General features: G+C 47.5%; 24 protein-coding genes and 1 riboswitch. Of the genes, 1 reads left to right on the forward strand and 23 read right to left on the reverse strand.

The window, feature by feature from the left end; genetic code table 11:
* Positions 1-115: 115 nt before the first annotated feature.
* From sufB to ADU22_RS01010, 18 genes are all read right to left on the reverse strand, one after another.
* A complete protein-coding gene (sufB, locus tag ADU22_RS00925) occupies positions 116-1,513 on the reverse strand; it encodes a Fe-S cluster assembly protein SufB (protein WP_053360470.1) in 1,398 nt (465 codons plus the stop codon).
* A gap of 76 nt (positions 1,514-1,589) precedes the next feature.
* Positions 1,590-2,033 (reverse strand): Fe-S cluster assembly sulfur transfer protein SufU, encoded by a 444-nt coding sequence (gene sufU, locus ADU22_RS00930; RefSeq protein WP_053360471.1) that lies wholly within the window; start codon positions 2,031-2,033, stop codon positions 1,590-1,592.
* Positions 2,023-3,252: a cysteine desulfurase gene (locus tag ADU22_RS00935; protein ID WP_053360472.1), complete on the reverse strand. Its 1,230-nt coding sequence runs from the start codon at positions 3,250-3,252 to the stop codon at positions 2,023-2,025. Before ADU22_RS00935 ends, sufU begins: the two co-directional genes overlap by 11 nt.
* The gene (sufD, locus tag ADU22_RS00940) at positions 3,252-4,559 is read right to left on the reverse strand and encodes a Fe-S cluster assembly protein SufD (protein WP_053360473.1); all 1,308 of its coding nucleotides are present in this window, start codon (positions 4,557-4,559) and stop codon (positions 3,252-3,254) included. The genes ADU22_RS00935 and sufD overlap by 1 nt, the downstream gene beginning before the upstream one ends.
* A 19-nt stretch (positions 4,560-4,578) precedes the next feature.
* A complete protein-coding gene (sufC, locus tag ADU22_RS00945; protein ID WP_053360474.1) occupies positions 4,579-5,364 on the reverse strand; it encodes a Fe-S cluster assembly ATPase SufC in 786 nt (261 codons plus the stop codon).
* A gap of 240 nt (positions 5,365-5,604) precedes the next feature.
* On the reverse strand, positions 5,605-5,778 hold the full coding sequence (locus tag ADU22_RS25580) for a YuzK family famiily protein (RefSeq protein WP_502688728.1): 174 nt from the start codon (positions 5,776-5,778) through the stop codon (positions 5,605-5,607).
* Between the two features lie 273 nt (positions 5,779-6,051).
* Positions 6,052-6,909: a MetQ/NlpA family ABC transporter substrate-binding protein gene (locus ADU22_RS00950; protein WP_053360475.1), complete on the reverse strand. Its 858-nt coding sequence runs from the start codon at positions 6,907-6,909 to the stop codon at positions 6,052-6,054.
* An 11-nt stretch (positions 6,910-6,920) separates the two neighbouring features.
* Positions 6,921-7,589 (reverse strand): methionine ABC transporter permease, encoded by a 669-nt coding sequence (locus ADU22_RS00955; protein ID WP_053360476.1) that lies wholly within the window; start codon positions 7,587-7,589, stop codon positions 6,921-6,923.
* A complete protein-coding gene (locus ADU22_RS00960) occupies positions 7,582-8,607 on the reverse strand; it encodes a methionine ABC transporter ATP-binding protein (RefSeq protein ID WP_053360477.1) in 1,026 nt (341 codons plus the stop codon). Before ADU22_RS00960 ends, ADU22_RS00955 begins: the two co-directional genes overlap by 8 nt.
* A 185-nt stretch (positions 8,608-8,792) precedes the next feature.
* Positions 8,793-8,901: riboswitch (SAM riboswitch) on the reverse strand.
* A 109-nt stretch (positions 8,902-9,010) separates the two neighbouring features.
* Entirely contained in the window at positions 9,011-10,327 is a 1,317-nt protein-coding gene (locus tag ADU22_RS00965; protein ID WP_053360478.1) for an O-acetylhomoserine aminocarboxypropyltransferase/cysteine synthase family protein, read from the reverse strand.
* Between the two features lie 154 nt (positions 10,328-10,481).
* Positions 10,482-10,793 (reverse strand): thioredoxin family protein, encoded by a 312-nt coding sequence (locus ADU22_RS00970; protein WP_053360479.1) that lies wholly within the window; start codon positions 10,791-10,793, stop codon positions 10,482-10,484.
* Positions 10,794-10,800: 7 nt separating this feature from the next.
* On the reverse strand, positions 10,801-11,157 hold the full coding sequence (locus tag ADU22_RS00975; RefSeq protein ID WP_053360480.1) for a ribonuclease M5: 357 nt from the start codon (positions 11,155-11,157) through the stop codon (positions 10,801-10,803).
* 164 nt (positions 11,158-11,321) lie between these two features.
* Positions 11,322-11,561, reverse strand: coding sequence for a YusG family protein (locus tag ADU22_RS00980; RefSeq protein ID WP_053360481.1), 240 nt, complete (start codon positions 11,559-11,561; stop codon positions 11,322-11,324).
* A 399-nt stretch (positions 11,562-11,960) separates the two neighbouring features.
* Positions 11,961-12,341 (reverse strand): glycine cleavage system protein GcvH, encoded by a 381-nt coding sequence (gene gcvH / locus ADU22_RS00990; RefSeq protein ID WP_053360483.1) that lies wholly within the window; start codon positions 12,339-12,341, stop codon positions 11,961-11,963.
* Between the two features lie 53 nt (positions 12,342-12,394).
* On the reverse strand, positions 12,395-12,754 hold the full coding sequence (locus tag ADU22_RS00995) for an arsenate reductase family protein (RefSeq protein ID WP_053360484.1): 360 nt from the start codon (positions 12,752-12,754) through the stop codon (positions 12,395-12,397).
* Positions 12,755-13,064: 310 nt separating this feature from the next.
* A complete protein-coding gene (locus ADU22_RS01000; RefSeq protein ID WP_053360485.1) occupies positions 13,065-14,849 on the reverse strand; it encodes an acyl-CoA dehydrogenase FadE in 1,785 nt (594 codons plus the stop codon).
* A gap of 54 nt (positions 14,850-14,903) precedes the next feature.
* Complete coding sequence (locus ADU22_RS01005) at positions 14,904-16,079, reverse strand: acetyl-CoA C-acetyltransferase (protein WP_053360486.1); 1,176 nt, start codon at positions 16,077-16,079, stop codon at positions 14,904-14,906.
* A 94-nt stretch (positions 16,080-16,173) separates the two neighbouring features.
* Positions 16,174-18,555 carry a 3-hydroxyacyl-CoA dehydrogenase/enoyl-CoA hydratase family protein gene (locus ADU22_RS01010; protein ID WP_053360487.1) on the reverse strand — a complete coding sequence of 794 codons (2,382 nt, stop codon included), beginning with the start codon at positions 18,553-18,555 and terminating at the stop codon, positions 16,174-16,176.
* A gap of 216 nt (positions 18,556-18,771) precedes the next feature.
* Between ADU22_RS01010 and ADU22_RS24070 the strand changes: the two genes are divergently transcribed.
* Complete coding sequence (locus ADU22_RS24070) at positions 18,772-18,903, forward strand: YuzL family protein (protein WP_082252753.1); 132 nt, start codon at positions 18,772-18,774, stop codon at positions 18,901-18,903.
* A gap of 66 nt (positions 18,904-18,969) precedes the next feature.
* Here ADU22_RS24070 and ADU22_RS01015 read toward each other — a convergent pair whose 3' ends face one another.
* The 5 genes from ADU22_RS01015 to ADU22_RS01035 all read right to left on the reverse strand — a co-directional run bounded on the left by ADU22_RS01015 (position 18,970) and on the right by ADU22_RS01035 (position 23,746).
* Positions 18,970-19,887 carry a proline dehydrogenase family protein gene (locus ADU22_RS01015; protein ID WP_053360488.1) on the reverse strand — a complete coding sequence of 306 codons (918 nt, stop codon included), beginning with the start codon at positions 19,885-19,887 and terminating at the stop codon, positions 18,970-18,972.
* 186 nt (positions 19,888-20,073) lie between these two features.
* Positions 20,074-20,853: an IucA/IucC family C-terminal-domain containing protein gene (locus ADU22_RS01020; RefSeq protein WP_053360489.1), complete on the reverse strand. Its 780-nt coding sequence runs from the start codon at positions 20,851-20,853 to the stop codon at positions 20,074-20,076.
* The gene (locus ADU22_RS01025; protein WP_053364415.1) at positions 20,843-21,664 is read right to left on the reverse strand and encodes an ABC transporter ATP-binding protein; all 822 of its coding nucleotides are present in this window, start codon (positions 21,662-21,664) and stop codon (positions 20,843-20,845) included. Before ADU22_RS01025 ends, ADU22_RS01020 begins: the two co-directional genes overlap by 11 nt.
* Before the next feature lie 25 nt (positions 21,665-21,689).
* Positions 21,690-22,745 (reverse strand): FecCD family ABC transporter permease, encoded by a 1,056-nt coding sequence (locus ADU22_RS01030; protein WP_053360490.1) that lies wholly within the window; start codon positions 22,743-22,745, stop codon positions 21,690-21,692.
* A complete protein-coding gene (locus ADU22_RS01035; protein WP_053360491.1) occupies positions 22,742-23,746 on the reverse strand; it encodes a FecCD family ABC transporter permease in 1,005 nt (334 codons plus the stop codon). Before ADU22_RS01035 ends, ADU22_RS01030 begins: the two co-directional genes overlap by 4 nt.
* Between the last annotated feature and the right edge of the window lie 191 nt (positions 23,747-23,937).

The following is a 23,937-nucleotide window of genomic DNA, read 5'->3' on the forward strand; positions in this document are numbered from 1 at the left end:
TCCCCGGGTTTTTGGGCACTGAGATGGACCTTCATTAGCAAAGCCATCGCAAAACAAAAAGAAAGCCGCCTGCTGTTCATGCAGGCGGCCTTTCCTTCTATCTCCAACAAGGCTATTAGCCGATGGAACCTTCCATTTCGAACTTGATCAGACGGTTCATTTCAACGGCATATTCCATTGGAAGTTCTTTTGTGAAAGGCTCGATGAAGCCCATTACGATCATCTCGGTTGCTTCTTCTTCAGATACCCCGCGGCTCATCAGGTAGAAGAGCTGCTCTTCGGAAACCTTGGAGACCTTCGCTTCATGCTCAAGCGAAATATTGTCATTCAGGATTTCGTTATAAGGAATTGTATCAGAAGTAGAGCTGTTATCCATGATCAGCGTATCGCACTCAATGTTGGAACGGGCGCCATCCGCTTTGCGTCCGAAGTGGACAATTCCGCGGTACGTAACCTTTCCGCCCTGCTTTGAAATCGACTTGGAAACGATCGTGGATGATGTGTTCGGCGCAAGGTGGATCATTTTCGCACCTGCATCCTGATGCTGGCCTTTTCCGGCAAGGGCAATGGAAAGAGTCATTCCTCTTGCTCCTTCGCCTTTTAAAATGACCGCAGGATATTTCATCGTCAGCTTGGAGCCGATGTTTCCGTCGATCCATTCCATCGTCGCATTCGCTTCACATACCGCACGCTTTGTAACAAGGTTGTATACGTTGTTGGCCCAGTTCTGGATCGTTGTATACCGGCAGTAAGCATCTTTTTTGATGATGATTTCAACCACCGCACTGTGCAGGGAGTTGGTTGTGTACACTGGAGCGGTACAGCCTTCGACATAGTGTACATGTGCACCTTCATCCACGATGATCAGCGTACGCTCAAACTGACCCATGTTTTCGGAGTTGATGCGGAAATACGCCTGAAGCGGAGTATCCACTTTGACTCCCTTTGGCACGTAGATGAACGAGCCGCCGGACCATACTGCAGAGTTGAGTGCTGCAAACTTATTGTCAGTCGGCGGGATAACCTTGGCCCAGTGCTCACGGAAAATATCTTCGTTTTCCTTAAGGGCAGAATCTGTATCCTTGAAGACAATTCCCAGTTCTTCAAGGTCTTCCTTCATGTTGTGGTAAACAACCTCGGATTCGTACTGTGCGGAAACACCTGCAAGGTACTTTTGCTCCGCTTCCGGGATTCCAAGCTTGTCGAATGTACGCTTGATTTCGTCCGGAACCTCATCCCAGGATTTTTCCGACTTCTCGGAAGGCTTGACATAATAAGTAATTTCGTCAAAGTTCAATGAATTTAAATCTCCGCCCCATTGCGGCATCGGCATATTGTAAAAATGCTCAAGGGACTTCAGGCGGAAATCAAGCATCCACTGGGGCTCTTCCTTCATCTTGGAAATCTCTTCAACGATTTCACGAGTCAATCCTCGTTTAGACCGGAAGATGGAAACGTCTTTATCGGCAAAACCATATTTATAATCACCGATCTCAGGCATTTTTTTAGCCATCGTCGAATTCCTCCATTCTTATTGAAGCAGAAGTTGTCTGCTTCCCTTGTTTTTTCTCTCGTGTCGCGCTGGAAGCTTATTGGCTGTCTTCGTTCAGGCCTTTTTCCATCGCTTTCCATGCAAGGGTGGCGCACTTGATTCTCGCCGGGAATTTGGCTACCCCCTGGAGGGCTTCAATATCGCCCAAATCAAGGTCCTCTTCGTCATATTCCTTTCCCAGCATCATATCAGAGAAAATCTTTGAGAGCTTGATTGCTTCTTCTACGGTTCTCCCTTTAATGGCCTGCGTCATCATAGAGGCAGATGACATCGAAATGGAACACCCTTCCCCTTCAAACTTCGCGTCTGTTACCTTTCCATCCTCGACTTTCATCGTCAGCTGGATCCGGTCCCCGCAGGTCGGGTTGTTCATGTTGATTGTCAGGCTGCCATCTTCCTCAAGGATCCCTTTGTTCCGCGGGTTTTTATAATGATCCATGATGACTTGGCGGTACAGGGTATCTAGGTTATTAAAAGACATCGCTGAAATACTCCTTTGTTTTGACAAGTCCAGCAACCAGTTTATCAATATCGTCTTCCGTGTTATACAAATAGAAACTTGCCCGGGCAGTGGCCGACACGTTCAGCCACTTCATCAGCGGCTGGGCACAATGGTGTCCGGCACGCACGGCAATTCCCTCTGCATCCAGCACGGTAGCCACGTCATGCGGATGGACATCTTCCAGATTGAATGTGACGACACCTGCACGGTTGGATGCATCCCTAGGGCCGTAAATAGTCAATCCTTCAACAGTGGACATCTTCTCCATGGCATAGGCAGCAAGCTTGTGTTCGTGCGCCTCAATATGCTCCATCCCAACTTCATTGAGAAAATCAATTGCTGCTCCCAGGCCGATGGCTCCAGCTATAATTGGAGTACCGCCTTCAAATTTCCACGGCAGCTCTTTCCAGGTTGATTCATACAGGCCGACAAAGTCGATCATTTCTCCGCCAAATTCGACTGGCTCCATTTTTTCCAGCAAATGCTTTTTGCCATACAGAACCCCAATTCCAGTAGGGCCGCACATCTTATGGCTTGAGAAAGCAAAGAAATCACAATCGAGGTCCTGGACATCGACATTGAGATGCGGTGCACTTTGAGCTCCGTCCACTACCATGATGGCTCCATTTTCATGGGCAATCCGGGCGATTTCCTTCACCGGGTTAATCACGCCAAGTACGTTTGAAACCTGCATGACCGAAACGATTTTCGTGTTAGTTGTGATTGTTTCTTTCGCATCCTCAAGGGAAATGCTTCCATCTTCCTGAAGAGGCAAATATTTCAGCGTGGCGCCAGTCGCTTTGGCCACTTGCTGCCACGGAATGATATTGCTGTGGTGCTCCATATAGGAAATGACAATTTCATCGCCCTCACTTAAATTTGCGCGTCCATAGCTGGCCGCAACAGTATTAAGGGAGGTGGTTGTTCCCCTTGTGAAAATCACTTCCTGAATGGATTTCGCATTAATGAATTTCCTTACCTTTTCGCGGGCACCTTCGTAGCCGTCTGTCGCCCTGGTACCAAGAGTATGGACTCCACGGTGAACGTTGGAGTTGTATTCGCGGTAATATTTATCCAGAGCTTCAATTACCTGGACAGGCTTCTGGGAGGTTGCCGCACTGTCAAGGTAGACAAGCGGATTCCCGTTGACTTCCTGGTTCAATATCGGAAACAGTTCACGAATCTCCCGGGCATTCATTATTTGACTTTCCTTTCAATCACTTCAACCAGCTGTTTCTTGACTCCCTCGATTGGAAGCTCGTTGACGACTGGAGCAAGGAAACCGTGGATCACAAGCCTTTCTGCTTCAGCTTGTGAAATTCCGCGGCTCATCAGGTAATACAATTGAAGTGGGTCAACCCTGCCGACGGATGCAGCATGTCCGGCTGTCACATCGTCCTCATCAATCAAAAGGATTGGGTTGGCATCTCCGCGAGCCTTTTCACTCAGCATCAATACGCGGGACTCCTGCTCTGCGTTCGATTTTGAAGCACCGTGTTCGATTTTTCCAATACCGTTAAAGATTGAAGTCGCACTGTCTTTCACAACACCATGCTTTAGAATGTAGCCTTCGGAACGCTTTCCAAAATGGACAATGTTCGTTGTGAAGTTTTGAACCTGCTCGCCCCGGCCAACCACTACGGTTTTTGCATCGCCATAAGAGCCGTCACCAACAAGGTTTGTCACATTCTCGGATACTGTGTTTCCATCATTCATCATGCCAAGGGCCCATTCGATCCTCGCATCACGGGCAGCGATTCCGCGACGGTTGACGTAGGTTGTAACACCCTTTGCCAATGTGTCAACAGCACCATACTGGATTCTCGCATTGTTTCCGGCAACTGCTTCAGTAACGATATTGAACTGGCTGCCTGCTTGCGGAACAGTTGAAATGTAGTTTTCTACATAAACTACAGAACTGTTGTCTTCAGCCACAACCAATACATGGTTGAATACATTTGCTTCTGCATTGTCATGCACGAAAATGGCTTGGACCGGCTGGGTGATTTCCACATTTTTAGGAACATAAAGGAATGCTCCGCCGTTCATGAAAGCAGCATGCAGCGCTGTCAAACGATGCTCATCACTTTTAACAGCTGTCATGAAGTATTTTTTCAGCAAATCGCCATGTTCGCGGGCTGCTGTGAAAATGTCCGTGAATACGACACCTTTTTCCCGCAATTCCTTGGAAACGGAAATGTAGGCGGGCTTATTGTTGCGCTGGATATAAAGGCTGCTGTCCTTCGCTTCCAGGTTCACAAGGGCCTTTACATCCTCCGGCAGTTCATCAAGGCTTGCGAATGCTTCGCTCTTTACAAGCAAATTTGCAAACTGGGTGAAGTTCCATTTATTAATTTTGGTTTTATCCGGTCTAGGCATCGGAAGCGTATCCGCTTTTTCCAGAGCCTGTACACGCAATTCTGTCAGCCAGTCCGGTTCGTTCATATCTTTTGAAAAGGAAGTAATATATTCCTGATCAAAAGGCAGCTTTGTTTCAGTAGTCATATTGATCCTCCCCTAATGCTTACGCTTCCTGCCCAACTGTTTCGTCTTCAATTCCCAACTCTTGTTTAATCCAGTCGTATCCTTCGGCTTCCAGACGTTGTGCAAGCTCTGGTCCGCCCGACTTGACAACTTTGCCCTGCATCATGACATGCACATGATCAGGAGTGATATAATTTAACAGGCGCTGATAGTGTGTGATAATCAGGCAGCCGAAATCAGAACTGCGCATTTCGTTGATTCCAGCGGAAACAACCTTAAGCGCATCGATATCAAGCCCGGAGTCAATTTCATCCAGGATGGCGATTTTTGGTTCAAGCATCATTAATTGCAGGATTTCATTGCGTTTCTTTTCACCGCCGGAGAATCCTTCGTTAAGGTAGCGCTGAGCCATGTTCGGATCCATTTCAAGGAATTCCATTTTGGAGTCCATTTGGCGGATGAATTTCATCAATGAAATTTCCTGTCCTTCTTCACGGCGGCTGTTGATTGCGGAACGAAGGAAGTCGGCATTGGTCACACCGCTAATTTCGCTTGGATATTGCATCGCAAGGAACAGACCAGCGCGTGCTCTTTCGTCCACTTCCATTTCAAGGACGTTTTCGCCATCTAAAGTGATGCTTCCGCTTGTAACTTCGTATTTTGGATGTCCCATGATAGCTGAAGACAATGTCGATTTACCTGTTCCGTTCGGTCCCATGATGGCGTGGATTTCGCCACCTTTGATTTCAAGGTTCACACCTTTAAGGATTTCTTTGCCTTCAATCTCAACATGAAGGTCCTTAATTGATAATACAGATCCACCCATAATTCTTACCTCCATTAATAAGAAAAGATATATGTCCGTTAGAACGGTTATCCTTTTCATTCTCACTTTATTCTCATTACAATCTTATAACAAATTAAATCTAATGGCAACCGTTAAAGGCCTTATTGTTTAAGCTGAAACCAGTGAGTTTCATCCGTTTATTTTTAACTAACAGGGAGTTTTTCATGTATATATAGAAGAAACCAGTGCTATTATAACACTGGTTTCCTTTTAACAAAATCAATTGGAATGGACTTTTCGTTCGATATCGGATAAAATTCTCTGGCTTTGCAAGTAATCTTCCTCACGTCTCTGTTCAACCTTCATTCTTACCTCATGCTTGGCACAATATAATTCCAAACACACTCCGTGGGCACTTTGCATCGCTTTGTCCATCCTATCCGTATAGTTCATCTGTAAAAAACTAATAACGAATCATCCCTTCGTTTTTTCGCCTTTTGGCGATTTCTTTTTACATTAACATCGTAACACTCCTTCTTTACCCTTCACAAAGTCGAAAAAACCGGAAATTTTTGGCTAAGGGGGGCTGAATGAGGTTCAGCACCCGCAAATCCGGTCTATTCGTAAAATTCTGGGGGTTTAAAGCCAGTTTCCTCTATATCAATGAGTTAAAAGAAAATTMCCTGCCTATAAAAAAAACGGGCATAAGCCCGCTTTTCTTTAACGCTATTCTGATACCGGTACAACGGCACCTTCATATTTTTCAAGGATGAAGTCCTGAATTTCCTGGGAACGAAGTACTTCTACGAGAGTCTTGATCGCTTCCTTGTCCTCGTCGCCTTCCCTGACTGCAATGACGTTAACGTATGGAGAGTCGCTCTCTTCGATGGCGATGGAATCTTCAAGCGGGTTCAAGCCTGCATCAATCGCATAGTTGGAATTGATCAGGACCGCATCTCCTTCTCCATTATTGTAGATTTGCGGAAGAAGTGCCGCTTCATACTCGGCATCAAATTTCAGGTTCTTGGGATTTTCAACTACATCCTCCAGTGTGGCATTTGTTTTGTCGACGCCTTCTTTAATTTTGATTAAGCCTTCCTTTTCAAGCAGGGAAAGGGCACGTCCGTGGTCTGCCACTGAGGAGCTGAGGATGATTTGGGCTCCATCAGGCAGGTCGTCAAGATTCTTAACCTCTTGTGAATAGATGCCGATTGGTTCTATGTGAATGCCGCCTGCATTTTTAAACTTATAGCCATGCTCAGCCATTTGGCCTTCAAGGTAAGGAATATGCTGGAAGTAGTTCGCATCCAGTTCTCCTGAATCAAGTGCCTGGTTTGGAATGACATAGTCCTGGAAAGTTTCAATATTCAGGGTGATGCCTTTTTCCTCCAAGAGCGGCTTTGCCTCTTCAAGGATTTCAGCATGCGGCACGTTCGAAGCACCGACTGTCAACTCCTGGGTTTCAGCGTTTTMTTCGCTCGTTCCGCCTTCATTTGACTGGTTCCCCTCGTCTCCGCTTGTTCCGCACGCTGCAAGAACAAGAACAAAAACTGCAGCAAAAATTGTACTAAGCCATTTTTTCATGTTTTACACTCCTAACGTTTGTCTAGTTTTGATGTTATATAGTCACCAATAAATTGGATTACGAACACGATTACCAAAATAATAACTGTAGCAAACAAGGTTACATCGCCGCGTCCCCGCTGGAAGCCTTCCAGGAATGCTAGGTTTCCAAGTCCTCCGGCCCCAATCACGCCTGCCATTGCCGTAAACCCTACAAGGGCAATGGCTGTAACTGTAATTCCCGATACAAGCGCCGGCATTGATTCTGGCAGGAGGACCTTCCAGATTACCGTACTGGTTTTCGCTCCCATTGACCGTGCAGCCTCGATGACGCCTTTATCAATCTCCCTTAGTCCTATTTCAACCATTCTGGCGTAGAATGGGGCAGCACCAATGATGAGGGCCGGCAATGCTGCATTTTCGCCAATCATTGTTCCCATGATGAACTTGGTAAAAGGAATTAATAAGACGATTAGAATGATAAAAGGAATGGATCTAAAAACATTGACGAATGTACTGATCACCAGATTAACAGGCCTGTTTTGCCAAATATTCCCCTTCGCTGTCAGGAAAAGCAATAAACCAAGTATAATGCCCAATACAAAGGTTGCAAGAACAGAGATTGCCGTCATATATAGAGTCTCCGTTGTAGCTTCCCACATCCTGTCCAGCTTTACATTAGGAAAGAAGGTTTCAAGCATTAGTGATCACCTCCACTCCTACTCCCTGTGAGGACATATACTTAATGGCTGCCTGGCTGACTTCCTCATCACCATCAAGATGGATGAATAAAGTTCCATAGGCCCCTTCCTGTGTTTGGGTGATTTTTCCTTGCAGGATGTTCACCATAACCGGATAATTCCTGATTGTATTCGTGATCAATGGCTGCTCTGCACCCTCTCCGACAAAAGTCAGCTGTACCACTTTTCCATGAGGATAGCGCTGAAGCAGGTGCTCAACCGTTTCTTTTGTCTCTTCCGGCTCGGTCACTTGCTGGACGAACCTTTTGGTAATAGGCTGCTGGGGATTTTTAAATACATTCAGGACTGGGCCTGACTCAACTATTCTTCCGCCTTCCATTACAGCAACACGATGGCAGATTTTCCGGATAACGTGCATTTCATGTGTGATGAGCACAATGGTCAATCCCAGACGTCTATTAATATCTACCAGAAGGTCAAGGATGGAATCCGTTGTCTGGGGATCAAGCGCCGAAGTCGCTTCATCACAGAGAAGCACCTTCGGATTATTAGCCAGCGCACGTGCAATTCCCACCCTCTGCTTCTGGCCGCCGCTCAGCTGGGAGGGATAAGCTTCACCGCGGCCATCCAGGCCAACAAGGCTGATCAATTCGTTTACCCGCTTTTCCCTCTCCTGTTTGGCTACTCCTGCTATTTCAAGCGGAAAAGCGATATTTTCCGCTACTGTCCTTGACCACAATAAATTAAAATGCTGGAAAATCATCGAAATTTCCTGCCTTGCCCGGCGAAGTTCGGCTCCTTTTATCCGGGAAACTTCACGTCCAGCCACATTAATGGTTCCTTCGGTGGGAATCTCCAGTCCATTCAGCATCCTGATCAGCGTGCTCTTCCCCGCACCGCTATAGCCGATGACACCAAAGATTTCTCCCTCTTCTATTTCAAGGTTGACCTTATCAACTGCCTTGACATCGCCACTTCTGGAGGCATATGTTTTAATGACATCCTTAATTGAAATCAAATTTGTTTCACCCTCTCTTATTCCCAATAGCTTGACCGCTAAACAAACCCATATTGCATAAGGCTGCCCCTTAGTTTTCCTATGCCGTAAAGAAAAAATGCAAATCGCGTCCCGGAGGCAACATTCCGTGCATAATAAAAGCCTTTCTGCAGCGAGCAGAAAGGCCATGATATTTAAAAACCTTTCTCTCATCTCCCAAAGCATTCGCTTTGCGTGAATTGGCACCATTTCAATACGAACATTGACGGTTGCCGGGCTTCATAGGGCACTTCCCTCCACCTCTCTTGATAAGAGCAATATATACAATTTTTGTTTATGCGGATTAATAATACGAGTGTGATTCTATCACGGAATAAAAATGGGTGTCAACAAAAACATGTCCCAGGAGTCATTTCCACATGTTTCAGGCCTGCTGGTTCGCCGGTGCAGGAATGCCAGTCGCCTGGTGGATCGCTTGTTCAAGGTCCGCGATCAAGTCTTCAACATGCTCGATGCCCACAGACAGCCTGATGAGATCTTCCGGGACGCCAGCCGCTTTTAATCCCTCCGCGTCAAGCTGCTGGTGGGTCGTGCTGGCCGGATGGATGATCAAGCTTTTGGCGTCTCCGACATTGGCTAGGTGGGACCAAAGTTCAACCGAATTAATCAGTTTGGCACCGGCCTCCCGTCCGCCTTCAATACCGAAAACAACAACGGAGCCAGCCCCTTTTGGCAGGTATTTTTGGGCAAGCTTCCCATCAGGATGGGACGCATGGCCAGGATAGGATATCCAGGAAACAGCAGGGTGGGCCTCAAGATATTCCACTACTTTCCTTGTATTGGCAACATGCTCTTTCATGCGCACATGCAGCGTTTCCAGGCCAAGTGTGAACTGGAACGCATTTTGCGGGCTGAGGGCAGGGCCGATATCACGCAAAAGCTGGACACGGGCCTTCGCGATAAAGGCAGCAGCACCAAGGGCCTCACTGTAAACAAGATCATGGTAACTGGCATCAGGGGTTGTGAATCCCGGAAATTTTGGTGAATTCCAGTCAAACTTGCCCCCATCCACGATGATGCCTCCCAATGCGGTTCCATTGCCGAGCAGCCATTTAGTGGCTGAGTGAATGACAATGTCGGCTCCATGTTCAATTGGCCGGCAAAGATATGGAGTAGCAAAAGTATTGTCAATAATGAGCGGTATTCCTGCTTCGTGGGCGATTTCCGCTGTTCTTTCAATATCAAGAATGCGAAGGCTCGGGTTGCCGATGGTTTCAGCAAAAACGGCTTTTGTCTTATCGGTAATGGCTTCACGGAAGTTTTCAGGATCAGTGGAGTCGACGAACTTAACATGGATGCCGTAGCGAGGCAGAGTTACAGCAAATAAGTTGTAAGTTCCTCCGTATAATTGCGAAGCTGATACAATTTCATCTCCGGCTTCGGCTATATTAAGGATCGCCATCGTAATCGCTGCCATTCCGCTGGCAACGGCCAGGCCGCCAATTCCGCCTTCCATCATGGCAACCCGCTCTTCAAATACGGTAACAGTCGGGTTATGAATGCGTGTGTATATGTAGCCATCCTCTTTCAATCCAAACAGATTTGCCGCATGGTCCGTATTTTTGAATTGATAGGCGTTGCTCATGTAGATTGGAAGCGCCCTCGCCCCGGTTGACGGATCGGCGGCAAGCCCCCCATGTACTCCCAGAGTTTCCAAATGATATTCCTTTTTCCCAGCCATTTTCCTATCTCTCCCTTTTTTTGTTTTTATTAAAATTTCTGATTATAAAAACAATAACATGAGACAGGAAAACTTGGTAGGGAAAAAAACAAAATAGACAATACCCAAGGCATTGTCCTTTCATTTTCCGGGAAATATGTCATATTCCCTCAACTCATAATATTTTTTGCTGAATTTGCTCATGCAAAAAAGGGACAGAATGGAAAGCATAAATCTTTTCGACAATCTCCCCACCGGAGATAAGCAGCAGGCAAGGTACACTTGTAATTTCCAGCCCTTCCGCCAGCCCGGGCATATAATTCAGGTCAGCCTTGCCCAGCGGAAGCTTTGGGTAAAGCTTTTGTACGACTTCTAGCATTTTCGAAGCCATTAGGCATGTACCGCAAAGCGGCGTGTAAAAATACATTAGGCCGGTGCCTCTGTTCTGGATAAATTGTTCAAATTCTTTCTGTGTCCAGTCTTTCATCCATTTCTCATCCTTTTTCCAAAAACTCCGCATGAACATCAATGTTTGCGCCAAGCAATACGGTTGCTAAGTGTTTCTCGGGGGCTGTCGCCACTTCCCGGTACATTTTATCAATATAAAGATGGCTGGCTTCCGGGAACTCTCGCTTAAACTGCTTCCTGAGCTTTTCCCCGGAATCGTCTGCGTCGACCAATATATAGACATCTTTATGAAAAAGGCTTTCAATCAGCTCATCAAGCCGTGAAAGGCCAATTGTGCCATTTGTACAAATGATATCCACAGGTTCGTTCAGAATGCTCTGGACCTTTCTTTTATCTGAAGAGCCTTCTACAATAATGACTTTATGATTCTCTTCCATCCTCATTCCCACCGCCAGACGACATTACTTTACATTATTATAATCATTTAAATACAGTTTGTGCTGTTTTGCTTTTCCTATCTTTATTGTCCTGTTTTTAGAGAGATATTGCAAAAAAATTGATTTTTTAACTGACTAAAAAAAAACAGCGGAAGCAGTCCGCTGTTTTTTCAACACCAGCCGCCTTCGTCACAATCAGTATATCTGGGCTCGGACTTAGCCGGGACGGAGACATGCTGAAAGATTCTTTGCTGGTTCGTTTCAAAGTGGTGTTCAAGCTGAAAAGTGCTGCCCTCCGGCAGTGTGATCGTGCCAACCTTTTCATCCTCCAAATACAGCTGGATCTCCCCATTGTTCAATTTGCCGACAATACGGTCGGTAACATCAAGCTTCCGTTGTTCCAAAGTCACTCTTCTCACCTCTCCTTTGTCCTTACATGTATTCTGCCCGAACCTTAGCCTGCAACAAGTGGTAATTAACGGTGCTATATAAAAGCGCAAGCGCCTTGATCAGCCCCGACAAGCGCTGGAGGTCCAGCTGATGAAGTCGTTCTTTGACTTCAACAGCTGGACCGAATTAGAAAAGCGGAGCCGACTGTTAGGAGCGACAGGCGTAAGACAGAATCCGCAGGAAGGCGTTTTTTTGCCTTCTGAAGGATTATGGCTACGACTCGAGCTCCTAGGAGGCAAAGCCAGACAAGCGACTCGAGGGGCTAGGCGCTGGAGCTAGACAGTTATCTAAGTGCGGAAATTTATATCTTCTTATCAAGGACAAAAAAAGCATTCCGAAAAAACGGAATGCCTTTTTGCTTATTCATTAATCATTTGGTCATATTCTTCAGAGGACATGAGCTTGTCCACTTCGCTTGCATCGGAAGGCTCGATGACAACCATCCATGCTTTTTCATACGGTGATTCATTCACGAATTCAGGGCTGTCATTCAGGTCTTCGTTAACCTCAACCACTTTGCCGCTGATTGGCGCATAAAGTTCAGACACAGTCTTAACTGATTCAACACTGCCGAATGGCTCATCCGCTGTTATTGTATCACCGACTTCAGGAAGTTCGACGAACACGATGTCACCAAGCTCTGATTGCGCAAAATGAGTGATGCCAATACGTACGTTTTCTCCTTCTGTCTTTACCCATTCATGTTCTTTGGAATAACGTAAATCTTTTGGTGTAGTCATTTAATGATCCCCCTCCAATTAATTTATGATGATTTAATCACCAATGCTTATTCTTACTGCAGCCAACTTCTTTCGTACTCTTCTTCTTTGAAACCTACTGTCACTTTGTTCCCATCAGTCAGCAAAGGGCGCTTGATCAGCATGCCGTCGGATGCCAAAAGATCGAGAAGTTCCGATTCTGATGCTGTTTTCACCTTATCCTTCAACCCGAGCTCGCGATATTTCTGGCCGCTCGTGTTAAAGAATTTCTTCAGTTCAAGCCCGCTCGCCTTATAGAAGCGTTCAAGCTCTTCCCTTGAGGGAGGGTTCTCGACAATATGTACTTCTGTATATTGGATATTGTTGGCATCCAGCCACTTTTTAGCATTCCGGCATGTACCGCATTTGGGATACCAATAAAAAGTTAACGCCATTTCACCACCACCCCATCTTCTCCTGACATAGTACCCTCTAAACGGATATTACCATATCCCATAGGCAAATTCTAATATTCCTGAGGAAAATTTTCATTTTTCTTTATTTAAAGCGGAAGCGCCTTGATCAGCCCCGACAAGCGCTGGAGGTCCAGCTGATGATGTCGTTCTTTGACTTCAACAGCTGGACTGAAGCGACTCGAGGGGCTAGGCGCTGGAGCTGGACAGTTATCTAAGTGAAATGCAGAAACTTCTTGCATTTAAAAAACAGGCCACCTCATGAATCGAGGGGCCTGTCATAATCAATTTGTTACACAACGAAACGTTCTGCTTCAATCAGCCTGTCAGCTGCTTCACGCTTTTTCGGAATCACATTGATTGGGGTATAGCGTGTCACCTTCCGGAAAGCGGACATCAGCATGCGAAGCGTGTCTCCCTCTTCTGCCGCCACAAGTGTTTCTTTGGCATCCTGCTCAATTTTAATGAAAGCTTCCTGGCAGAATATCTGGGTATAGAAAAGTTTTTGCTTGCTCTTCTCGAGACCTGACTTTTGAATAGCTTTCTCGGTTCTAAGGACAACGGATTCCATTGCATAGGCATTGGAAATGATATCGGCGATATTTACCAGAACCTCCTGCTCCTTGTCAAGAGCTTTGCCAAACTTTTGTGCAGCCAATCCGATTGCCAGCAAGGCAATTTTCTTGGCGTTGGCTACAAGATGTTTTTCCTGTGCGAGCGGCTCATCGCCTGGCTCTTCTGGCATCATCATCATCAATTCTTCCTGCAGCTGCTGGGCTTTCTGGAACAATGGAAGTTCACCCTTAAGCGCTTTTCTCATATATGTTCCAGGAACAAGCATGCGGTTGATTTCGTTTGTCCCTTCAAAAATGCGGTTGATGCGGGCATCACGGTAGGCGCGCTCAATTTCGTATTCCTGCATAAAACCATATCCGCCATGAATCTGGACTCCTTCATCCACTACATGGTCCAGTGTCTCCGAGGCAAAGACCTTATTCAGGGAACACTCAATGGCATATTCGGCAACCACTGCGGCCACTTTATTGCCATCATTCAGCTCTTCCTCCGTCATCCGGCCCATGCTGTCCTCATACAGGCCAACTGTGCGGTAGACAGAGCTTTCAGTGGCATAAATTTCAGACGCAAGAGTAGCAAGCTTTTCCTTCGTCAGGTTGAACTGTGAGATTGGAGTTTTGAACTGCTGGCGCTGATTGGCATATTTCACAGTCAGCTCAAACGCCTTCTTGGAGCCGCCGATACCGCCAACTCCCAATTTATAGCGGCCAATGTTCAGGATATTGAAAGCGATCAAATGGCCTTTCCCTGGCTCGAACAGCAGATTCTCAACTGGTACAGGAACGTCTTCAAGAATCAATGTGCGTGTGGAAGAGCTCTTGATTCCCATCTTCTTTTCTTCGGCACCTGTGGAAACGCCCGTAAATTCCCTTTCAACAATGAATGCAGAGAATTGCTCGCCATCAATCTTGGCATAAACGACGAACACATCCGCAAAGCCCGCGTTTGTAATCCATTGCTTTTCACCGTTCAGGATATAGTGTGTTCCTTCCGCATTCAGCCTTGCAGTTGTTTTCGCGGCCAGGGCATCAGAACCTGAGCCAGGCTCTGTCAGAGCATAAGCGGCAATCATTTCGCCTGTTGCCAGTGCAGGCAGGTACTTTTCCTTTTGTTCCTTATTCCCGAACAGGACGATTGGCAGGGACCCGATTCCAACATGTGCTCCATGGGAAAGCGAGAAGCCCCCAGAGCCTGACATCTTTTCCGTGATCAGGGAGGAACTGATTTTATCAAGCCCCAGGCCGCCATATTCTTCAGGTACATCCGCACCTAGAAGGCCCAGTTCCCCGGCTTCTTTCAAAAGTTTTACAGTGCGGTCGAACTCATGGTTTTCAAGGTGTTCGATTTGCGGACGGACTTCATTTTGGACGAAATCTTCCGTTGTTTTCGCGATCATGATCTGCTCATCGGTATAGTCTTCAGGAGTGAAAATCCGGTCAGGTGTTACCTCCTCCAGCAGGAAGCTGCCGCCTTTAACAATCTTTTCAGTTGGGTTTGCCATAATATAATTCCTCCTTTAGGAATGAATGCTCTTTATCCCGCATTAAGATTCACTTTATAAAAGTTCAAATACCCCGGCAGCGCCCATGCCGCCGCCAATGCACATGGTAACGACACCAAACTGCTGGTTGCGGCGCTTCATTTCATGGATGAGCGACAAGGTCAGCTTGGCACCGGTGCAGCCGAGCGGATGCCCCAAAGCAATGGCACCGCCATTTACATTGACGATTTCCTCGTTTAAGCCCAATTCACGGATTACCTGGATGGATTGGGAGGCGAACGCTTCATTCAGTTCGAACAAGCCAATGTCGGAAAGCTCCAGCCCAGCCAGTTTCAATGCTTTCGGTATGGCGACGACCGGACCTATTCCCATCACTTCCGGCGGTACCCCGCCAAGGGCGAAGGAACGGAATTTAGCCATTGGCTTAAGCCCTTGGGCTTCCGCCTTTTCCCGGTCCATCACCATGACGGCAGCAGCACCGTCGCTTGTCTGCGAAGAGTTCCCTGCCGTTACGGAACCAGTTACCGAGAAGGCCGGGCGCAGCTTCGCAAGCACTTCGAGTGTAGTATCCGGACGGACACCTTCATCCTGGGTAAACTTGAAGTTCTTTTCAACAAGTTTATTGTCTTTGCCAACAGACCGGACGGTCACATCCACCGGCACCGTTTCATCCGCAAACTTTCCTTCCTGCAATGCGATGGCCGCACGCTGGTGGCTCCGGACCGCGAATGCATCCTGGTCTTCCCTGGAAATGCTGTATTTTTTGGCCACTTCTTCCGCTGTATGTCCCATGCCCATATAATACTCGGGAGCACTTTCCGCCAGTTTGGCGTTCGGGCGGACGACATGCCCCATCATTGGCACCATGCTCATCGATTCCGCTCCGCCGGCGATGATCGTATCGGCATGGCCAAGCATGATTTTTTCTGCAGCATAGGCGATGGTCTGCAGTCCTGATGAACAGTAGCGATTGATTGTGACAGCCGGCACTTCGTAGGAGAGACCTGCAAGCGCCCCGATGTTCCTTGCCATATTCAATCCTTGTTCTGCTTCCGGCATTGCGCAGCCAATAATCAAATCGTCGATATTCCCTTCATAATTGCCTGCCCTTTTTAATGTTTCTTTGACAACAAGAGCCCCGAGGTCATCCGGCCGGACACTGGCCAGCGAACCTTTCTTCGCTTTTCCGACGGGAGTCCTGGCTCCGGCAACAATTACCGCTTCTCTCATTCCATTCCCTCTCTTTCATAGTTAGGCACCTGCCCAGCCAAAGGCCGGGCACCGCTGTTGTCTTCCATCTATTTTTCTGTCATTCTATAAAACTTCAGTTGCGGAGCGGTTTCCCTTTTACAAGCATATGCTGCATCCTCTGCTGGGATTTCGGTTCTGCTATAAGGCTCAGGAATGCTTCCCTCTCCAGATTGAGCAGGTAGTCCTCATCGACTTTTGTTCCGTATGGAACCTTTCCGCCGGCAATGACATAGGCTATTTTCTGTGCGATCTTGAGATCATGCCCGGAAATGTATCCCGATTGGTACATCGCCTGGGCTCCCAGAAGCAGTGCGGCGTAGCCTGGCTCGCCGACAACAGGGACTGGCTTCCGCAGCGGGGCACTATAGCCCTTGTCATGGAGGGCGAGAACGGCCTGCTTGGCGTCATGAAGCAGGTGGTCGCCATTGATGCTGACTCCATCTAATTTCCCCAGGAAGTTATTGTCGCGTGCTTCTTCCGCAGAAGTAGACACCTTTGCCATTGCAATGGTTTCAAACACTTTGTTGGCCACCGCCTGGAGGTCGATGTTCACCCCGTTTGGCAGGCCCTCAAGGTGCTTGATGTACAGCTCCTTGTTTCCGCCTCCTCCCGGCAGGAGGCCTACTCCGACTTCCACCAGCCCCATGTAAGTCTCCATTGATGCCTGGACATGGGCTGCTGGCAGGCACACTTCCGCTCCGCCGCCGAGTGCCATTCCGAAAGGAGCAGCAACCACCGGTTTTGGACTGTATTTGATTTTCATCATTGCCTGCTGGAACTGGCGGATAACCATCTCCAGTTCAAAAAAGTTATCATCCTGGGCTTCCATCAGCATCATTGCCAGGTTGGCGCCAACGCAGAAATTCTTGCCCTGGTTGCCGATAACAAGCCCCTTATAATTCATCGCCACTTCATCAACGGCGTAATTGATCATCTGGATAATGTCCATCCCGATTGAATTGTTTGGCGAATGGAATTCAAGCAATGCCACTCCGTCACCAAGGTCAACCAGGCTAGCACCCGAGTTCTTTTTAATGACGCCCTTTTGTTTCTTCAGCTGCTTCAAGTCAATCACTTTTGGATTGGTTTCAATCACCCTGTATTCTCCCTGGTGGTAAAAGTAGCGTGTTCCTTCCTCTTCCTTGTAGAAGGAAGTGAATCCACCTGCCAGCATCTCCTTGACCCAGCCTGGAACCTCCCTGCCTTCTGATTCCATTTTCGCGACGGTTTTTTCGACACCCAGGGCATCCCATGACTCGAATGGACCCATTTGCCAGCCAAAACCCCATTTCATCGCATTGTCGATGGCGACAATATCATCTGCAATCTCACCAAGCAGCTTGGCGGAATAGATGTATACAGGGCTGAAGACATTCCATAGCAATTCACTGGCACGGTCATTTCCAAATACAATCGCCTTCATTTTATTGGCGGTGCCTTTTTCCTGTTTGCTGGCTTCCGTGGAAGGTGTCTTCAGTTGTTTTCTTGGGACATATTCCAGCGTCGCCGGGTCGATTTCAAGGATTTCCTTTCCCTGCTTCAGGAAGAATCCCTGACCGGACTTGCTGCCGAGCCAGCCTTTATTCAACATCTCTTTCATGAATTCCGGTACTTCAAATACTTCCTTTTCTTCTCCTTCTACCTGCTCATAAACGTTATTGGCCACATGGGCGAAAGTATCAAGCCCTACCACATCCAGGGTGCGGAAGGTTGCGCTTTTCGGCCGTCCGATCAGCGGGCCGGTTACAGAATCCACTTCCCCGACACTGTAGCCGCCCTTGAGCATTTCACGGACGGTTACTAGCAGGCCGTATGTCCCAATCCTGTTTCCAATAAAGTTCGGTGTATCCTTTGCTACAACTACACCTTTGCCGAGCTTATCCTCGCCGAAGGTTTTCATAAATGAAAGAACTTCCTGGTCGGTATCCCTGATCGGGATAATTTCAAGCAGCTTCAGGTAGCGAGGCGGATTAAAGAAGTGGGTGCCAAGAAAATGCCTGCGGAAATCGTCCGACCTGCCTTCCGCCATCGCTTCGACCGAAATGCCGGATGTATTTGAACTGATGATGCTGCCAGGCTTTCTGAATTTGTCAACGCTTTCAAAAATAGCCTTTTTAATGTCCAGGTTTTCAACGACCACCTCGATGACCCAATCGACATCTTTTAGACGCGGCATGTCGTCTTCAAAATTGCCTGCTTCGATGAGCGCAAGGTTTTTCTTTGAAGCGAGCGGCGCGGGCTTTTGTTTCAGGAGCTTTTGCAAGGCGCCTTCACTTATGCGGTTGCGGACCTTTTTATCCTCCAGGGTCAATCCTTTTGCTTTTTCTGCCTCCGTCAGCTCGCGAGGCACGATATCGAGCAGCAAAGTCGGGATCCCGATGTTCGCCAGGTGTGCTGCAATCCCTGAACCCATGACACCGGAGCCTAGAACGGCTGCTTTTTGAATTTGTCGCATAAAAACTGTCTCCCCCTTTAGCCGAAGCTTGAATGAATACTCATTCATTTTTACGCCAAAAAAATAGGTCCTTGAATGAGCTCTGTTATTAATTACTATAGAATATTATAAAAATTTGCGCAATATTTTCACCTAAAAAATTGAAAATTTTTTAAAGTTTATCAGGAAGGCTTGTATTCTCCTCTCGTGGGCAAGCTACCAGTGGGGGTGATTGGAATGGCACGAATGAAAAAGAACCCATCAAAGCGCGGTGTAAGTGCTGCAAGCGTTAAAGGGAATGCCGGGCCAACCGTGGAAAATGACGGCGGCGGCAAGGTAAACAGCCAAAACAACCAGTATAAAAAATGAGGGAAACATGCCCGGGGGAACAACAACATTCCCCGGGGCTTCATCTTGATGGCAGGATCGCACAGCCTATTTTTTGAGCATCCCTTTGAGGATGAAGGCCACATTTGCCGGCCTTTCGGCTAAGCGCCGCATAAAGTAGCCGTACCAGTCCGTTCCGTATGGCACGTACACTCTCATCGTAAATCCTTCCTTTGCCAGTTCTATCTGCCGCTCCGGCATGATTCCGTAGAGCATCTGAAACTCAAACTGGCTTTTGGGGATGGCATTTTGTTCCGCAAATGTTTTTGTATGGGCAATGATGTTTTCATCATGGCTGGCCACTGCGGTGTAATGCCCATTGCGGAGATGCATTTCAATTATTTTTTTGAAATTTTCATCCACATCCTTCTTATCAGGGAAAGCGACCTCGGGAGATTCCTTGTACGCTCCCTTGACAAGGCGGAGATTGGGTTCGTAATCACTCAGGTCGATCATATCCTGCTCGGTGCGGTAAAGATATGCCTGAATTACCGTTCCGACATTGTCATACTCGCTTCGCAGTTTCTTGAAAATCTGCAAAGTCTTTTCACAGCGTTCATAGTCCTCCATATCTATTGTCACAAACACATTGTTCTCTTTAGCCGCATCGAGGATCCGCCGCATATTCCCAAGAACGGTTTGCTGGGAAATATCAAGTCCCATGGAGGTCATTTTCAGGCTTAACTGGGAGTCCAGCTTTTCCCTGCCAATCGCCTTGATTGCCTCAATCGACTGGTCTGCCATTTCACTTGCTTCGGCTTCGTTGTCAACGAACTCGCCAAGATAATCAATGGTCACGGCCAGCCCCTTGGCATTAAGGTCCTTGATTACGCTGACTGCCTGGCCGATGGTCTCACCCGCCACGAAACGGGCCGCGCCGAGCTTCAGGCCATACTTTTTCGCTGCCCTTGTGAGCGAACGATTTTTGGACAAGAAAAGGAAAAAATCCCTCATTATTTTCTCCATGCTGCCTTCTCTCCCCCTTGTAAAAACATTAGGAACCAATATTAAGCGCTTACATTTTGACGCAAGAGATTCTCTTACTATAGTAATATCAAAATCATTTTAACACTGTTCCCCCATTTTGAATATCATTTTAGTCAATCCATGCAGACTTTTGTCGAATAAAAAAAGCCATTTGGCAGATGGCTTTTAATATTCATTCCGGTTTCTTTTTCCCTTGTTGAATTTGCGGCAATATAATGGACAGGTCCTGCAATAGGTCCGTTTTTCCCCCAGCTTATAGGTGAGACAGCAGGTTTTGCGGACATAGACATGTTCACTGGCTTCTTCAAGATATTCCGGTTCGGCATGGTAGAGCTGAAGCGGATTTCGGTCATAGGGGCCGAATAAGCGGCCAGGTGCTTTTTGGACGAGGTATTCAAAGTCTTCCGCCGCCCTGGGCGCCTCCGCTGGATTAAGGATATTCCGGTAAAGCCAGGAGATATAGACCGAGATATTCTCCCATAGGATATACCTGGAAAGATGCATCTTTGTTGATAGCTGGTCCACAATCGGGAACACAATTTCACTAAACAAGTGCTTTAATGCCTCATCTCTCCATGCATTCCTGTCTTCATCCGCCCTCTTTTCCACTCTCACATCCTGGAAGAAATACTCTGGAAGCCATTTTCCATCCCGTTCATTGCTTTGCAGCCAAAGCTGGTCCAGGGAAACAGCAAGCTTTTTATCCCACGCCGATAATGAATAAAGGTAAATAACGGGGATAAAGGCAAAATACTTAGTAAAAACGGAAGCCGCCACCCTGAGGTCAGGAGCCTGAATCTCCTGCTTTACACCTTCCAGGAACGATAACAGAGCTTCTTCCTCCAAAAGAGCACCGATATTGGTTTTGTCCCTATCTTTTAATTCTGGAGTGTACCTGAACCTCGACAGTTCTTCCCTTTCCTGTGGCGTCATTTCAGTAGACATGTGCAGCAACACCTTTCTTGATGATACGTCCTTTCCCATATGGAATGCATAGAGGAGTTCCAAATAGCGGATCAACGGCAACATCGCAATCCATTCCAAAGACGTTTTTGACAAGTTTGGAATTCACTACATGCTCCGGCTTCCCCTGGTCATAAATCCGCTGGTCCTTGATTGCTACCACGTTATGGGCATACCGGCAGGCAAGGTTTAAATCATGAAGGACCATCAAGATCGTTCTTCCTTCTTTTTCATTCAATTCAAAAAGCAGATCAAGAATTTCAATTTGATGCGTCATATCAAGATAAGTTGTCGGTTCATCGAGAAGAATGATATCTGTGTCCTGGGCAAGTGTCATCGCAATCCAGACCCGCTGCCGCTGTCCGCCCGAAAGTGAATCAACAGGCCGGTCCTGCAATCCATCAATGCCTGTAGCCTTCAAGGCGCCCATCACCTTTTCCTCGTCCTGTTCCGACCATTGCTTTAGCCAGCTTTGGTACGGGAAGCGTCCTTGCTTGACGAGCTGGAGAACCGTCAAGCCTTCTGGAGCCAAGGGTGCTTGGGGAAGAATGGCCAACTTTCGGGCAACATCCTTGGTAGACAAGCGTGAAATTGCCTCTCCGTCAAGAAGCACCGATCCGGCCTGGGGTTTTAAAAGACGGGCAATGGAACGGAGCAGTGTAGATTTTCCGCATCCGTTCCCACCGATAAAGACGGTTATTTCCCCTTTGGGAATTCTCAGGTCCATTTCATTAATAATGATGGTATCTCCATATGAAAGAGTCAGTTTTTCCGTTGCAATCGCCTGGGCCATCATCTGCTCACCCCTCGTTTTATGTTTATGCGTTCCTTGTTTTATACAACAAATAGATAAAATATGGCGCCCCGATGCTCGCCGTAAAAACACCGGCCGGGACTTCAAGCGGGGAAAACATGGTCCTGCCGATCAAGTCGGCCAGCATGACCAGGATCCCGCCAATCAGGGCTGATACCGGGAGCAAGGCTCCGAATGCGGAACCGACCAGCCTCCTTGCCATATGGGGAGCCATCAGTCCGACAAAACCTATGCCTCCCGCAAAGGCAACTGAGCATCCGACCAGCCCCGTACTTATGGCTAACAAAAGGAAGCGCTGACGCTGAACCATGCTTCCGGCTCCTGTTGCAATGTCATCCCCGAGCTCCTGGATATTCACAGTTCTCGCCATCATAAACGCCATTGCCATCAGAAGCAAAGTGACAGGGACGAGTATAGCCACATTGTTCCAGGTCGAGCCATGGACCGTTCCTGTTATCCAGATATTGGCCTGGCTTGCCCGGTAAATCGGCCCAAGAATCATCATTAGCGTGGTCAATGCCTGCATCAGAGTTGAGATTCCTATACCGATCAAAACGAGGCGTACAGGAGAAACCCCATCCTTCCAGGCTAGGGAGTAAACCAGCAGGGCAATGACCGCTGCCCCTAGAAACGCTGCTGCAGGCATCCATTTTATACTAACAGTAAGAGCATTATTTTCATCGCTGAACATAGCCAGAAATCCTACTACCGCTACCGCTGCGCCTCCTGTCATTCCAAGGATGTCCGGAGAGGCAAGCGGGTTTCTGACCATCCCCTGAAGAAGCCCGCCTGCAGCGGCCAGAGCCATCCCTACCATTAATGCGACAATGATGCGCGGCAGGCGGAACGACTGCACGACGAGCCGATCCATCTCGGTACCGCCGCCAAAAAACACTTTCAAGACCGTCAATGGACTAATTTTCATCTCACCCATGCCCGCACTGGCGAGAAAAAGGATGGCAGCTCCAATCATTAGTCCAACTAGCACCCTGAGCGCCTGTTTATCAACCAAAAAGGAGACTTCCCCATTTAAAATCCGAATTCCCTGGTATTTTTTCATCGGCCATTAAACCCCTTCCTGGCGATATAAATAAAGAACGGGGTACCAATAATGGCGGTCATCACACCTACCGGCACTTCCTGGGGCATTAAGAGGTAACGGGCTGCAATATCTGCAGCCAGCAGCAGCATACCGCCAAGGAGGCCGGAAAACGGAATGACCCAGCTATGATCAATACCAGTAATCGACCTGGCAATATGGGGAATCACAATCCCGATAAAGCCGATTGGCCCAGCAACAGCAACCGCTCCTCCAGACAGCAGAATGATGATGATGCCTGCCCCCAATTTCAACAGGCCCGTTTTTAGTCCAAGGCCCCGGGCCACATCTTCCCCCATCGAAAGGACATTCATTTTGTCTGCAAGTAATAATGAAGCCCCCCAGCCTATTGCCATGTACGGGAGTACACTCATTAAAGACTCAAGCTTCCTCCCCTGTACGGAACCGGCAAGCCAAAACAAAACCTGCTCAAGGGCCGCTTCATTTAATACCAATAATCCTTGGGTGAAGGAAGAGAACATCGCTGCAATCGCTGCCCCAGCCAAAGTCAGCTTCATTGGCGTAAGCCCTTCCCTTCCCGTCGAGCCAATTACATATACACTCACAGCGGCTACAGCCGCACCAAGAAACGAAATCCATGTAAATGCCTGAAGGTTCCCCACCTGGAAGATGGTCACTGCCACCACGACAGCAAACCCTGCCCCTGCATTTACTCCGAAGATACCCGGAGAGGCAAGCGGATTTTTCGTCATTGTCTGCATCAGCACCCCTGAAATCGCCAGACTGGCACCTACAGCGGCAGCTATCAATGCCCTTGGAAGCCGAACAGACTGGATAATGATATGTTCGTTTGAACCATCGAAATTCGTAAAAGCATCATATGCCATTTTCCAGCTTGTCTCTGTGTATCCATACACGATACTGGAACAAGCAAGAAAAAGCAGCAGGAATCCAGTTCCAATCAAACCAGCCCAACGCTGGCCATTTGTTTTAAGCAGCATAGTCAAATACCTTCCAAAATGAATATATAATTGCAAATTAGTTTATTCCACCGCAGTAAATTGCTATGAAAACCATATTCAGTGAACGGGTTGGATCATTTGAAAATCATTATCAATTAGCAATTGACATGTACCCATGAATTATTTTATCATAAATACGAACTAATTGAAAATGATTATCATTAACATTC

The organism is Bacillus sp. FJAT-27251, assembly GCF_001273925.1.
In the GTDB taxonomy this organism is placed as follows: Bacteria; Bacillota; Bacilli; order Bacillales; family Cytobacillaceae; genus Mesobacillus_B.

Bases quoted from the DNA above. Each gene is read 5' to 3' on its own strand.
- ADU22_RS25580 (WP_502688728.1), bottom strand. From the start codon at position 5,778: ATGAACTATACGGATAGGATGGACAAAGCGATGCAAAGTGCCCACGGA.
- ADU22_RS01015 (WP_053360488.1), bottom strand. From the start codon at position 19,887: ATGGAGAAAATAATGAGGGATTTTTTCCTTTTCTTGTCCAAAAATCGT.
- sufD (WP_053360473.1), bottom strand. From the start codon at position 4,559: ATGACTACTGAAACAAAGCTGCCTTTTGATCAGGAATATATTACTTCC.
- ADU22_RS00935 (WP_053360472.1), bottom strand. From the start codon at position 3,252: ATGAATGCCCGGGAGATTCGTGAACTGTTTCCGATATTGAACCAGGAA.
- ADU22_RS01030 (WP_053360490.1), bottom strand. From the start codon at position 22,745: ATGAAAAAATACCAGGGAATTCGGATTTTAAATGGGGAAGTCTCCTTT.
- ADU22_RS00995 (WP_053360484.1), bottom strand. From the start codon at position 12,754: ATGGCGTTAACTTTTTATTGGTATCCCAAATGCGGTACATGCCGGAAT.
- ADU22_RS24070 (WP_082252753.1), top strand. From the start codon at position 18,772: ATGGCACGAATGAAAAAGAACCCATCAAAGCGCGGTGTAAGTGCTGCA.
- ADU22_RS01020 (WP_053360489.1), bottom strand. From the start codon at position 20,853: ATGTCTACTGAAATGACGCCACAGGAAAGGGAAGAACTGTCGAGGTTC.
- ADU22_RS01025 (WP_053364415.1), bottom strand. From the start codon at position 21,664: ATGGCCCAGGCGATTGCAACGGAAAAACTGACTCTTTCATATGGAGAT.
- ADU22_RS01000 (WP_053360485.1), bottom strand. From the start codon at position 14,849: ATGGCAAACCCAACTGAAAAGATTGTTAAAGGCGGCAGCTTCCTGCTG.
- ADU22_RS00965 (WP_053360478.1), bottom strand. From the start codon at position 10,327: ATGGCTGGGAAAAAGGAATATCATTTGGAAACTCTGGGAGTACATGGG.
- ADU22_RS00975 (WP_053360480.1), bottom strand. From the start codon at position 11,157: ATGAGGATGGAAGAGAATCATAAAGTCATTATTGTAGAAGGCTCTTCA.
- ADU22_RS01010 (WP_053360487.1), bottom strand. From the start codon at position 18,555: ATGCGACAAATTCAAAAAGCAGCCGTTCTAGGCTCCGGTGTCATGGGT.
- ADU22_RS01005 (WP_053360486.1), bottom strand. From the start codon at position 16,079: ATGAGAGAAGCGGTAATTGTTGCCGGAGCCAGGACTCCCGTCGGAAAA.
- sufC (WP_053360474.1), bottom strand. From the start codon at position 5,364: ATGGGTGGATCTGTATTATCAATTAAGGACCTTCATGTTGAGATTGAA.
- sufU (WP_053360471.1), bottom strand. From the start codon at position 2,033: ATGTCTTTTAATAACCTAGATACCCTGTACCGCCAAGTCATCATGGAT.
- ADU22_RS01035 (WP_053360491.1), bottom strand. From the start codon at position 23,746: ATGCTGCTTAAAACAAATGGCCAGCGTTGGGCTGGTTTGATTGGAACT.
- ADU22_RS00970 (WP_053360479.1), bottom strand. From the start codon at position 10,793: ATGAAAGACTGGACACAGAAAGAATTTGAACAATTTATCCAGAACAGA.
- sufB (WP_053360470.1), bottom strand. From the start codon at position 1,513: ATGGCTAAAAAAATGCCTGAGATCGGTGATTATAAATATGGTTTTGCC.
- gcvH (WP_053360483.1), bottom strand. From the start codon at position 12,341: ATGACTACACCAAAAGATTTACGTTATTCCAAAGAACATGAATGGGTA.
- ADU22_RS00955 (WP_053360476.1), bottom strand. From the start codon at position 7,589: ATGCTTGAAACCTTCTTTCCTAATGTAAAGCTGGACAGGATGTGGGAA.